The sequence below is a fragment of the Methanothrix thermoacetophila PT genome, from assembly GCF_000014945.1.
Lineage (GTDB): Archaea > Halobacteriota > Methanosarcinia > Methanotrichales > Methanotrichaceae > Methanothrix_B > Methanothrix_B thermoacetophila.
The window spans coordinates 700432-712386 of record NC_008553.1 but is presented as its reverse complement, the minus strand read 5'-3'; the positions used below and the strand labels follow the sequence as shown (position 1 = coordinate 712386).

The following is an 11955-nucleotide window of genomic DNA, read 5'->3' as shown; positions in this document are numbered from 1 at the left end:
TCCTTTTGAGAACCTCACTGAGAAGCTCTGAACTCTGCGATGTCCTCGTAGACCGGCCCCCTCGGTGTCAGAGTGCTCTTCTTGAGAACAAACCTCTCGACCGTGAACGCTCCGAGATCTACCTCTGATACGCCTGACAGTCTCTCCGCGAGGATGCGACTCAGTGACGGGTCCTTCACTCTGGCCAGGGTCGCGTGCGCGCTGAACTTCTTGTCGCGCTCAAACCCGAAGGGCTCGAGCGCGGTGTCCACGGCGCGCGCCAGCTCCTCGAATGGGCCAGTGGCGCCCAGCCAGATTACCCTGATGGATCTCCCGGGGAATGCGCCGACGCCCGTGATGCGCGCCTGGAATGGCGAGAACCTCACGCGCGCGAGCGCATTTACGATATCATCGACTCTTCTCTCCTCCACCTCTCCCAGAAACTTCAGTGTTATGTGCACCAGGTTCGGATCTACAAGCTTGAGCCCGTTCATCGCGAAGGCCTGCTGTATCGCCGGCACCCCTCTCTTAATCTCCTCCGGCAGATCGACAGCGACAAAGCATCTCATCTCAAAACTCCGCCCTTGCTCGCAGACGTCACGGACTTTCTGTACCTATCGAGAACTCCTCCCCTCACCCTCGGCTCAGGAGGCCTCCAGGATGCGCGTCTTCGCTCTAGCACACCCTCATCAACGAGCAGATCCAGCCTCCTGTTCGGTATATCTATGGAGATCATATCCCCGTTCTCGACGAGCGCTATTGGGCCTCCGACAGCTGCCTCAGGGGAGACATGCCCTATGCACGGCCCGCGCGTACCGCCGCTGAACCTGCCGTCTGTGATCAGCGCCACAGACTCGCTGAGCCCCGCGCCTGCGATCGCTGACGTCGGTGCCAGGGTCTCCCTCATTCCTGGACCACCCTTTGGCCCCTCGTATCTTATGACAACAACATCTCCCGCCTTGACCTCGCCGCTCAGTATCCCCTTCATCGACTCCTCCTCGGAGTCGTAGACGACTGCGGGGCCCTTGTGCACGAGCATCTTCTTCGAGACCGCAGTCTGCTTCACAACAGAGCCCTCTGGCGCCAGGCTTCCCTTGAGTATCGCGATCCCGCCCTCAGGATGCACAGGTCTCTCCAGTGTTGCTATGACCTCTGCATTCGCCTTGGGGTTGACAGGTTTGAACTCCGCGAGCACCGCCCCCAGAGTCTTTCCTGTGACCGTGAGGACACTAAGATCCAGTTTGGATGATAGGCGATGCATCACAGCCTGCACCCCACCTGCACGGTCAAGATCCAGCATGTGATGCGGGCCTCCGGGGCGCAGATTGACCAGATGCGGCGTCTCCCTGCTCAGCCTGTCGAAGACATCCAGCTCTAAATCGATATCGAATTCTGCAGCGATTGCCGGGAGGTGCAGTGCTGTGTTTGTGGACCCTCCGATGGCCATGTCGACCCTGACAGCGTTCTCGAATGACTCGCGCGAGACGATCTTTCTCGCAGTGAGCCCTCTCTTCACAAGCTCCACGATCATCATCCCGGAGAGTTTGGCGATGCGCATCTTCTTCGCATCCACTGCATGTGCTGTTGCGCATCCAGGGAGGCTCAATCCCAGCGCCTCGGCCATGCATGCCATGGAGTTAGCTGTGAACAGTCCAGCACATGACCCTGCACCCGGGCATGCGAGATCCTCTAAAATCGAGAGGGACTCGCCTCCCTTCTGCCACTCCTCGAAGACGTTGATCAGATCGAGCTCACGATCGCATGCAAATCCTGGAAGCATCGGGCCGCCCGTCACGACTATGGTCGGGAGATCAAGACGCCCGGCTGCCATGAGATGTCCGGGGACGATCTTGTCGCATGTTGGTATCAGAACAAGACCGTCGAGCTGGTGCGCCTGGGCCATGATCTCTATCGAGTCCTCGATAATCTCCCTCGATGGGAGGGAGTACCGCATGCCGCCATGACCCATCGCGATCCCGTCGCAGACGCCGATCGTCTGGAACTCGAACGGCACGCCTCCCGCGATTCTTATACCCGCCTTCACAGCCTCTGCGATCCTGTCAAGATGTATGTGCCCTGGTACGAACTCGTTCGCCGAGTTCGCAACGCCTATGAACGGTCTTTTGATCTCATCGTCAGTGATGCCCATCGCCTTGAGAAGTGCGCGATGCGGCGCCCTCTCAGGTCCTGATTTGGTGATATCGCTCCTCATCACGATCCCAGGACCGGCTCTGCCCGCTTAGTATAAGCGGCTTTCGCGAACTGCATAAAAATCGATTGTCTCCAACAAAACTCAGGATGTCCGAGTGTATATATACAGGGTATGGTTTAGTGGCCCAGCGGTGGTATCGCTTGGATCCATATCACATATTCCTCCTCATCCTGGGCGTATATATTTCTGTGCTCGTCGGCATAGGCTTCATCTCATCGAAGCGGCAGGGATCTGTGACTGAGTTCTGGCTGGCAAGCCGGGAGCTGGGGGCAGCCTCCTTGGGATTCTCGGCTGCGGCTTCATGGCTCACGGCCAGCGCTTTGCTGCTTTCCACAGGTCTTTTCATGCTCATAGGCGTCAGCTCGATATGGGTGTGGGTATTTCCGAACATAGCTGCGCTGGCGATCATAGCGCTGATCGCAGGCAGGATCAAGCGCATACCTGCGATGACCCAGCCTGAGCTTCTGGAGATAAGATACGATCCAATGGTCAGAGCTCCGGTCGCGGTGGCGATAACGATAATGATGATTCTCTTCTCAGTGGTTGATTTCATCGGGTTCAAGCTCGTTCTGGGGACTTTCTTCGGGGTCGAGCCACTGTACGCGGTTCTGATCATGGCGGTGTCCGTGGCGCTCTACGTCAGCCTCGGTGGGTTCAGAGCGGTTGTCTGGACCGACAGGGTCCAGTACATCTTCCTGGCAGGGCTCGCGGTTGTTGTGGCGATTCTCTCCCTGAAGCTCTCGGCAGATCGGGGCGCATCCATCATCGCGGAGAGCGCTGCCCTCGGCGGGGAGTGGTGGAACCCGTTCATGATGGGGGGCGTGCTCGGCGCCCTTGTCTTCCAGCTCGCCCTGCTCCCCGGCTGGATCGCGGAGCAGGACCCGTGGCAGAGGGTCTGGGCCGCGCGCGATGAGAGAAGCGCGAGGATGGGCTTGCTCCTGGGGTCGATGCTTCTCGCGATCGTTTACGGCGCATGCTTCCTCACGGCGATAGCCCTGCGCGCGATCTACCCGCTCCCTGAGGGCGAGGTGGAGGCTGAGATGCTGTACCTCAGGTTCATCTCCGAGAACGTGCCACCTGCAGCAGTCGCGCTGCTCACAATAGGATTCGCTGCCGCGTCCATGTCGTGCACAGACACCTTTGCGACATCTGGCGCGTCCTGCATCGTCAGGGACATCTTCCAGAGGTTCGTCAAACCGGATGCCACCATGCGGGAGATGCTGATAATCAGCAGGGTGCTTGTGGTCATGATGATCTCCATCTCAGCGTTCATCGCGCTGAATGTGGAGAGCATCATGGAGGCTGTGATAATAGCCACCGTTATAGGGACAACATCCTACTTCTTCCCGATCGTCGGCGGGCTTTACTGGAAGAGGGCCACATCCTGGGGCGCGCTTGCAGCTGTCATCGTCGGTGGCGTGACACAGATCGTGATGATCGCGTATGAGAAGTTCATTTTTGGGGAGCCACTCGACACGATCTCTCCACTCCTCACAGAGCACGGCGTGCTCGTCGGCCTGACTCTGAGCGCATCGGTATTCGCGATCGTCTCCCTTCTCACGCCGCCCACCGACGACAGGAGGCTCGCGCCATTCTTCTCAGATATCGCAGAGAGGCTCTTTGGTGGAGCCATGATCACAGTTGACAGGAAGAACTCCAGGTATCCTATCATCATGAGAATGATAGAGGAGAGGGGTTTCGGAGAGAGAACGCATCTCGATCTGGCGCTGAGGGTGAACCCGCTGAAGGCGGATGGAGCTCAGATCAGGGGAGAGATAAGCTGGGATAGACTCATCGAGGATCTGAGATCCAGGCATCCGGAGTGGTACACGCCGACCGGGAGCCATATCGCGTACAGGCTCTCACAGCATGACATGCTTGCGTGCGTGAAGCTCTACAGGGGGGATGAGATGGAGATCAGACTCTCTGCTGAACCAAGGCTCTCCCAGAGGGAGAGGTTCAGGGACGAGATGTATCTCGCGGTAGAGGAGATAGAGGAGTCGCTTCTGAGCATGGGATACACGACATCACTGCCCGCATGAGGATCATCGTCGTCGGCGCCGGCCCCGCGGGATCCACTGCGGCTGAGACCGCGGCGAGGCTCGGCGCAGATGTTATTCTCGTTGAGAGAAGAATGGAGATAGGCAGCCCTGTCCAGTGCGGTGGGTTCATACCTGAGGCCTCCGAGCTCAGGGATCTGCTTCCAGACGCGGTTCTCCCCGAGACGCTCGTCGAGATCCCGGAGAGGTGTATCCTCAACAGAACACGGATCCAGAGGCTCTACGCGCCCTCAGGGAGATCCGCGGAGTTTCCTGTGGCGGGCAGGTGCGTGGACCGGCGGAGCTTCGACAGGTATCTTGCGCACCGCGCAGCTCGCGCGGGCGCGCAGCTGATCGTCGGCACGGAGGCTGATGTGCGCGGGGAGTCGATACACCTTAAGGGAAGGCGCGAGGGTATCATCGATGCAGATATTATCATCGGCGCTGACGGGCCGTCATCGAGGATCGCAGAGGCGATAGGTGCTGTCCAGAGGGACGAACCTGGGATCTGTCTGGAGTATGAGATGGTGGATGTCGATATAGACAGAGACGCGGCAGAGATGTACTTCGGAGAGAGGTGGGCGCCCGGAGGCTACGCGTGGATCATACCTCTCGGCGATGATATCGCGAATGTGGGTGTGGGAGTTAGGAGGTCTTACATCCGCGGGGAGATTGATCTCCCTCTTATCCTGAGGAGATTCGTGGAGGAGCATCCGCATGCCGGCAGAATTCTCAGAAAGGGCGAGATCGTCGCAGTTATGAGGGGGATCGTGCCCTCGGGCGGGATGCCTGAGATCATACAGAGCGGGAGGTTTCTGCTCGCAGGGGATGCAGCAGGTCACGTAATGGCGACGAGCGGCGGAGGCGTGCCGCTGGCGATGGTCGCTGGAAGGATCGCGGGGGAAGTCGCCGCAACACACGCCCGCGGAGGAGATCTCAACGTTTACACGCAGAGGATAGAGAAGGAGCTTGGCGCCCCACTCAGGGGCTCTGTGATTATAAGGAGGATGGTGGACAGGGCCATGAGGAGCGACAGATCGATTGATATGATATTCTCCCTGCTGGATCCTATGACAATGAAGGACATCCAGCGCGGCCGCCTGCCCGCGCCTCTTGAAAGGCTCCGGTCGATGTTTACGCTTTGAGCAGCTCCTCGATCGGCTTCGCGCCGTACTCTGTTATCTTGACGTTGATCTGGCTTATGTTCGGCGAGATCTCGCGCCCGCAGACGCTCTTCCTTCGCTTCAGCCCCTTCACGCGCGGCCTGTACCCGACGCCGCCCGCGAGGAGAAGCCTCTTCCGCTGCATCCCCGGGAGATCGCTGCGCATCGGGAAGCCGTCGCGATCGCTGCCGCCTGTTATCGTAACAGCGTATCCCGGCAGCCCAAGGAGATCGCCCTCAACAGCGTCCCCTATCTTCTTACCGATGAGCTTGCCCGCGTCCTTGAGCTCGACCTGATATGCCTTTCCTGTATTTGGATCTGATATCACAACTCTGACAGCCATCTTTCTGACCTCGATTACCGCCATTCTCAGCTCTTATAAAACCTTATCCGAGACATCTCGCCGCAGGGGATGAGCGTGGATATCGGGCAGGTCCGGATGCGTATACCGCACTCGGCGACCGCCACAGGAGCGTTGACGCCCGCGCATATCGCTATGCCCACACGACCCGGCGCCACAGGGCATCCAAGCACATCATCGCCTGGCGCGCCCACAGCGATCCTCCCGACGATCGAGCGCGCGCGATCCAGCACGCGCATCGCATCCTCCAGAGCGCTGACCGGGACCTCCCTCACGTTCGCCAGGACCTTTCCGGAGCCGGAGCGCACCGCGTCCATCACCCTGGCGATCCTCCTCGCCATGAACGCCCTCATGGGGTCTATGGATGTGCCTGCGTACGCGATCAGATCCGAGAACCTGCAGGGCTCCCCGTTCCTGATCTCGAGGACTCCTGCGAATGTGGTGTTCACAGGTATCCCTGCTCTCAGGAGAAGCCCGTCCACGGTGATGCTGCACACCGTCCCGATCTCCGCGCAGTCATCTTTGTGATGCACGCGCACCAGATCCCCGGAGTACCCGGACTCTGCGACCATCTCCATTATTTCAAGCGCCCTCTCGAGATCGTTCCTGTCGATGAGGCTGATGTTCGCCACCAGGTCGCCGCTCGCGAAATCGAATGTGGTGCGGAGCATGTACTCCTCTATCAGTGTGTTCACGAAGCCTATCCGCTCGTGTATCAGCGCGTCCCTGAGCTCCTTGAGACCGAGAGAGGTTGCGATTCTACCCGAGTAGCCGTAACGTCTTGTGAATCCCAGCTCATCCAGTATTCTGAGATTGTACCGCACCGCCCTCTCGCCGAGGTTATACCCCCGGCTGCTGAGCATGTCCGAGATGGTCCTCGCGCCCACCGGCCTCTTCGCCTCTGCTATGACTCTCAGAATCTCCAGGAGCTTCCTCTGGTCGCGCCCTCTCATCGATCATCAGAACGAGGAAGGGAATATATATAGCCAGGGCAAGATCCAGACCGGAGTCCCGTGGGGTAGGGGCCAATCCTGCCGGCCTTTGGAGCCAGCGACGGCGGTTCGAATCCGCCCGGGACTATCGCATGCGAGTATTCTAACCCCCTTTCCTACAATTTGCCCATGTCGATAAGTAATTGTATGTATGATATTTTATATAAAAACATTTTAGGGACCGTGAGCCAGACCAGGCCGAACTCACAGGATTTCTCCGAACATCCCCGGTTCCGGCCATGTCAAACAAAGCCTATATTATAGTATTCCGTATAAGTTGATATAATATTGCACGTCACATAAAATCATCTATGAAGTATGACACATCCAGTAGATTTTAAATGGATTTACATGAAGTGACGCAAAGGACTATAATATGATGATATTTCCCAGAAGAATATTATTTCCAGTATTCCGCGACTATCATCATAATGAAAAACATACAGTGGGTGCGGATCATGCTCCGGTCGGGATTTGAACCCGAGTCTTCGGCTCGAAAGGCCGGAATGATTGACCTGGCTACACTACCGGAGCTCTAGCTTAAGAGCTGCTCGCAACGTATTAATCTATCCCTCGGGCACTGGGGAGAAATGTCAGAGAGTGGTTGAAGCCCACACATGGGATCAGCCTCCACTGATGCAGAAATACTGGCTGAAATATGGAGGCATCGATATGGTGCCCTCGCCCGTTATGTTTATATGCTATCAATATGAAGTCAGGATTTGTGCCTGAGCAAAACACTGAAATATTTGACGTGTGTCTTAAGATCAGGTACCCTGAACCTGAGAGGTCGTTTGGGGGCTCCGGCGTGTGCTGTGGAGCATGGCCGGAGGTGATGGGCGCAGTTGCTTTTTCTGCGTTCATCTGCCAGACGGGAGGTCTGGATCCCGGGGCCTCAGGGAGCTTCAGCATCCCCCGATTCTTTCGGGAGGCCTCGACCACGTCGGGGCATCTGCTGAGGTATCGATCCTTTAACTGAGGGTAACAAAATGGAGGTGGGAACGAAATGAAGAGAGAACTGGCTGTTCTCGTAGTTGTTGCTCTGGCTCTTGTCGGCATGGCCAGCGCAGCCAACTACATGTACGAGAAGGCGACCATTAAGGGCGTCGGCTACAAGAACGTGGAGATGATCATCTCCACACAGTATGGATATGCAGGCGCCAAGCTTGTCGAGAAGGAGTCCGGATCCGGTAACGTGATCATCGAGAGGACTGAGCTCGAGGCCGAGAGGCAGCTGAACAGGGATATGAGAGGTTGTTTAGCCGACTGCGACTACCCGACCGGCGAACCCTGCATGGACTACATCAACTTCACCAAGGAAGCTGAGTTCGAGTACATGCCTGTGAGCTACCAGACAGGCACATACGACCAGAAGTGGATCGAGAAGCTCTGCGTCCAGAACTACAGGATCGGCGCTGTCGTGACAGAGATGTACACGCATGCGGAGCACCTGCAGAAGAACACAGAGGTCAAGACCAGGCTGTATGGTGCGACACTCCAGGAGAACTGCTGCACAGGCGTCCTTGAGGCGAACTTCAACAGCAACGTGATCGGCGTCGCTCACATCGGCTGGATGTCCCGCGAGCCCATGGCTGAGGCCATAGTCAAGGGCAGGCACGTCGAGTACGGCCGCAGCGTTGAGGACCTGACTGGTGTCTTCTCGATCGAGAAGTTCATCCAGCTCTGGGGCAACTCGACATGCGGCGCGATAAGCGTCGACTGGCTCCCGTGCATCTGAACGCGTAGCCTGACGCAGACCCCGCACGGGGTCTGAACTATTTTTATCCAACTTCGATCGAATTCTTCTCCTGATTATATCCCTCCCGCACTCACGTCCGCTCTTTGCATCCATCCTCATGCGCGCCGGAGGGGATAAATAAAATTTATATAACAAGAGAGAGAACATCTGAGATAAACCTAAGGGGGTGAAACTGAATGAAGGGAGTAGTAATAGCGGCAATGCTTATAGCTGCTCTTTTAGCATGTAATCTGGCTTCAGCAAATCCACCACTTCCAGAGCCAAAGCAGTACGAGCAGTACTGCGAGGCGCAGAAGGTGGCAGGGAACGGTGTTATAGACATAAGCACGTCGATCGTGGACAAGAAGATCGCTCTCGAGTACTACAACGTGATGGCTGGCGACGGCGATTTCGAGCTCGACTCCGAGCACCTGCTCTCGGAGAACGCGAGCAGGTTGAACAGGACAGGACCCAACGAGACGAAGAGCCTTCCGCTCAACCTCTATGAGAACTCGAAGATGACCTACTCAGGAGATACACCGCTCGTCGGTGGCAAGTACCTCCACTCAAAGGCCTTCTACGGAGGCATCGGAGCAGAGGTCCAGGAGGTCTTCTCTGTAACAGAGATGGAGAAGGAGCAGAAGGTCTTCTTCTCATCGACGGATCCAACAGGTCACTGGACCGCGAACCCTGCGACAGGAATGCCGTGGGGGTGGAAAGATGCGAATAATAACAAGAAGGTAGATCCTGGAGAGATCGATGAGAACCTTGCTAAGGCAGAGCAGTACAACCTGAAGTACAACGTGAGCCCGACGCATCTCGTCGGCTTTGAGACCAGGAACTACTTCAACGGCACATGGGGCACCGACTCCAAGTGGCACAAGATATTCTACAAGGACATAAAGGATCACCAGTCGTTCACAGGCAACTTCGAGGTCGAGAAGCTGATCAAGTTCCACGAGGCGCCGTTCGCTGAGGAGAAGCCCAGCCCGTGCCAGGGTGTAGACTGCTGATTCCCTCTTTTTTTTTTGAGGTGGTTCCATTGATCTGGATTCTGATCCTGGCGCTTCTGCTGATTCCAGCATCAGCCACTGTTGAGGAGAGCCCAACAGGCCCGCCGTACGCAGCGGACTCAGTGTATCCATCGTATCCATCAAGCTCTTTTGACATCCCGTCCGTTCCGCCCACACCAATCGCCCCTGGGAAGCTCGTCGTCTCTGTGCAGCAGACCGGTCCCATCAACGAGCGGGATAAGGAGTACACAACCCCGGGGAAGACACTGGACTACATTGTGAACGTGAGGAACGAGGGGTACACGAACGTGACCGCCACCATCACAGTCAGCCCTGAGACCTGCGGTATGGACTGGTTCACCTGGACCTCCACGGAGGTGTTCATACCTGCCGGCGGCGAGGTCTCGGAGCCGCTCCAGGTCACGCCGCCCACAAACGCCATGGGAGGTGATTACAGATTCAGGGTCACAGCGACAGCACCAGGCGCAGAATCCTCATCAGATACAGAGAAGTTCAAGGTCCAGGGATACGATTACGCATCCGAGACCATGATCAGCGGGAGCGGCCAGTTCCAGCTCAGCAAGGACGTCAGGTCGATGAACTCCGGGATAAAATCGAACAAGGACGTCTACTTCAGCGGCAGCGTCGAGGCGCTGGTGAAGAACGAGTATCTGGTGGACAGGGCGAAGGGGAGAAATCCGAACTTCGAGGAGCAGGACGCTGTCGATGACTATGTAGCTCTGGCGCCCGGAGACACGCTCATGGGGAGCGAGAGCTTCAGAAGCTCGATCGCCTTCGGCGGGATCGGCGCGAAGGTCAGGGAGAGCTACAACCTCCAGGCGATGGAGTTCAAGAACCAGAACTTCAATCTCTACCAGACGGGAACGCTGGGAAGAAGCGCTGAATTCAAGACCGCAGACAACTTCACAGGCTACTTCATGCTCGACGCGCGGCAATCCAAACCGGGACAGAGGAGCATGAAGGAGCACGAGGAGTACCTGGGGTCATTTGAGATAATGCGCAAGATACTCTTCAAGGACCAGCCGCTCAGGAGAGGATGCATCGGCGGAGCATGCGACTTCATGGACAACATAAATCTCCGGCTCAAATCAAGCTGACGCCCTCCGGGGCATCAGCCACTTTTTGTGCATTTCAGGCACACAGGGAGGCGCCAGCGAGGCCCTTCTGAACACTGATCTCCTCAGAGCATCTGAAATCGAGCATCGGCTTTTGAAAACCAAAACCATTTAATAGATAAAAACCATCTGGCAACAGACTTTCAGTCTTGTGGGTGTAGAATAAAGAGGTGATTCAATGGCATTACAGCCGACGCCCGTTGATATCGGGCTATTTGCGATAGTTCTGATCGTGCTCGTTGGCCCGTTCATGGTGAGGAAGATAGAGCACAACCTGGAGGCGTTTCTTTTCGTAATGGGTGTGCTCGCAGTGACTCTTTCGGGATTTGAGAGCAAGGAGGTTCTTGAGCATCTTTACGCCAACAACCCAGAGATGGTGGAGAAGATCGGCTGGCACATGGAGCTCGTTATGGAGGCCGTGAAGGAGCCGATAATAAAGGGCATCGTGCCTGCTGTCCTGGTTGCGGGTCTGCTCTTCCATTATGGAAGAGCAACGGCTCAGAGGGCCATGGCCAGGATTCTTGAGGTCGTCCCGCTCAAGGTTATAGTCTTCCTGATGGTTGTGATACTCGGCCTCTCGTCGAGCATAATAACTGCGATCATAGCATCTCTTCTCCTCGTCGAGCTCGTCAACTGCATGCCCCTTGACAGGCAGACGAAGATCAATGTCGTGATCATCGCATGCTTCTCGATAGGTCTTGGCGCTGTTCTGACTCCAGTCGGAGAGCCGCTCTCGACGATAGCGATCACCAAGCTGCAGGGACCGCCCTATCACGCAGGATTCTTCTTCCTCTTCAACAGGCTCGCAGTATACATAATTCCAGGATGCCTGGCAATGGGACTGCTCGCGATGTTCTTCACAGGAAAGGCTGCGAAGGAGGCGTGTGCTGTTGCGGCTGAGGAGGCTGCAGGCCTGAGAGACGTCTTCGTCAGGGCTCTGAAGGTCTACATCTTCGTCATGGCGCTGCTTCTCCTTGGCGGAGGCATGAAGATCGTTATCGACAAGTACCTGCTAACGATTCCACCCCAGATCCTGTACTGGGTGAACATGGTATCCGCGATTCTCGATAACGCTACGCTGACCGCTGCTGAGCTGAGCCCGTCAATGGAGATAACCCAGATCCAGGCTGTGCTGATGGGGTTGCTGATATCGGGAGGCATGCTGATCCCCGGGAACATCCCCAACATCATATCAGCAGGCAAGCTCAATATAACGAGCAAGGAGTGGGCGAGGCTCGGCGTGCCGCTCGGCCTTGTACTGATGGTTCTCTACTTCATCTGGGTATTCTATATCCCATTCCACATGGAGTTCCATCTGTAAC

Annotated in this window: 10 protein-coding genes and 2 tRNA genes; 7 read left to right on the top strand and 5 right to left on the bottom strand. The window is 56.6% G+C overall.

What is annotated here, in order from left to right; translation table 11 throughout:
• Nucleotides 1-14: 14 nt before the first annotated feature.
• Entirely contained in the window at nucleotides 15-548 is a 534-nt protein-coding gene (thpR, locus tag MTHE_RS03465) for an RNA 2',3'-cyclic phosphodiesterase (RefSeq protein WP_011695860.1), read from the bottom strand.
• Nucleotides 545-2191, bottom strand: a complete 1647-nt coding sequence (gene ilvD / locus MTHE_RS03460) for a dihydroxy-acid dehydratase (RefSeq protein WP_011695859.1) — start codon at nucleotides 2189-2191, stop codon at nucleotides 545-547. The genes thpR and ilvD overlap by 4 nt, the downstream gene beginning before the upstream one ends.
• Before the next feature lie 140 nt (nucleotides 2192-2331).
• On the opposite strand from ilvD, the gene MTHE_RS03455 reads away from it, so the two are divergent.
• Nucleotides 2332-4233 (top strand): sodium:solute symporter family protein, encoded by a 1902-nt coding sequence (locus MTHE_RS03455; RefSeq protein ID WP_011695858.1) that lies wholly within the window; start codon nucleotides 2332-2334, stop codon nucleotides 4231-4233.
• Entirely contained in the window at nucleotides 4230-5375 is a 1146-nt protein-coding gene (locus MTHE_RS03450) for a geranylgeranyl reductase family protein (RefSeq protein ID WP_011695857.1), read from the top strand. Before MTHE_RS03455 ends, MTHE_RS03450 begins: the two co-directional genes overlap by 4 nt.
• Here the strand turns inward: MTHE_RS03450 and MTHE_RS03445 are convergent.
• A complete protein-coding gene (locus MTHE_RS03445) occupies nucleotides 5365-5760 on the bottom strand; it encodes a 30S ribosomal protein S6e (protein ID WP_011695856.1) in 396 nt (131 codons plus the stop codon). The genes MTHE_RS03450 and MTHE_RS03445 overlap by 11 nt on opposite strands.
• A gap of 2 nt (nucleotides 5761-5762) precedes the next feature.
• Nucleotides 5763-6707 (bottom strand): DUF128 domain-containing protein, encoded by a 945-nt coding sequence (locus tag MTHE_RS03440; RefSeq protein WP_011695855.1) that lies wholly within the window; start codon nucleotides 6705-6707, stop codon nucleotides 5763-5765.
• Nucleotides 6708-6761: 54 nt separating this feature from the next.
• Here MTHE_RS03440 and MTHE_RS03435 point away from each other — a divergent pair.
• A tRNA-Gln gene (locus MTHE_RS03435) sits at nucleotides 6762-6834 on the top strand.
• 371 nt (nucleotides 6835-7205) lie between these two features.
• On the opposite strand, the gene MTHE_RS03430 is transcribed toward MTHE_RS03435, so the two are convergent.
• Nucleotides 7206-7280 (bottom strand) — tRNA-Glu (locus tag MTHE_RS03430).
• Between the two features lie 472 nt (nucleotides 7281-7752).
• Between MTHE_RS03430 and MTHE_RS03425 the strand changes: the two genes are divergently transcribed.
• The 4 genes from MTHE_RS03425 (at nucleotide 7753) to MTHE_RS03410 (ending at nucleotide 11954) form a co-directional block, all read left to right on the top strand.
• Complete coding sequence (locus MTHE_RS03425; RefSeq protein ID WP_011695854.1) at nucleotides 7753-8484, top strand: hypothetical protein; 732 nt, start codon at nucleotides 7753-7755, stop codon at nucleotides 8482-8484.
• Nucleotides 8485-8681: 197 nt separating this feature from the next.
• Nucleotides 8682-9497, top strand: coding sequence for a hypothetical protein (locus tag MTHE_RS03420; protein ID WP_011695853.1), 816 nt, complete (start codon nucleotides 8682-8684; stop codon nucleotides 9495-9497).
• 29 nt (nucleotides 9498-9526) lie between these two features.
• Nucleotides 9527-10615 (top strand): COG1470 family protein, encoded by a 1089-nt coding sequence (locus MTHE_RS03415; protein ID WP_011695852.1) that lies wholly within the window; start codon nucleotides 9527-9529, stop codon nucleotides 10613-10615.
• 196 nt (nucleotides 10616-10811) lie between these two features.
• Nucleotides 10812-11954 (top strand): DUF1646 family protein, encoded by a 1143-nt coding sequence (locus MTHE_RS03410; RefSeq protein WP_011695851.1) that lies wholly within the window; start codon nucleotides 10812-10814, stop codon nucleotides 11952-11954.
• The last annotated feature ends 1 nt before the right edge of the window (nucleotide 11955 follow it).

Excerpts from the sequence above, each read along its gene's own strand:
- MTHE_RS03410 (WP_011695851.1), top strand. The coding sequence starts at position 10,812 with ATGGCATTACAGCCGACGCCCGTTGATATCGGGCTATTTGCGATAGTT.
- thpR (WP_011695860.1), bottom strand. The coding sequence starts at position 548 with ATGAGATGCTTTGTCGCTGTCGATCTGCCGGAGGAGATTAAGAGAGGG.
- MTHE_RS03450 (WP_011695857.1), top strand. The coding sequence starts at position 4,230 with ATGAGGATCATCGTCGTCGGCGCCGGCCCCGCGGGATCCACTGCGGCT.
- ilvD (WP_011695859.1), bottom strand. The coding sequence starts at position 2,191 with ATGAGGAGCGATATCACCAAATCAGGACCTGAGAGGGCGCCGCATCGC.
- MTHE_RS03425 (WP_011695854.1), top strand. The coding sequence starts at position 7,753 with ATGAAGAGAGAACTGGCTGTTCTCGTAGTTGTTGCTCTGGCTCTTGTC.
- MTHE_RS03445 (WP_011695856.1), bottom strand. The coding sequence starts at position 5,760 with ATGGCGGTAATCGAGGTCAGAAAGATGGCTGTCAGAGTTGTGATATCA.
- MTHE_RS03420 (WP_011695853.1), top strand. The coding sequence starts at position 8,682 with ATGAAGGGAGTAGTAATAGCGGCAATGCTTATAGCTGCTCTTTTAGCA.
- MTHE_RS03440 (WP_011695855.1), bottom strand. The coding sequence starts at position 6,707 with ATGAGAGGGCGCGACCAGAGGAAGCTCCTGGAGATTCTGAGAGTCATA.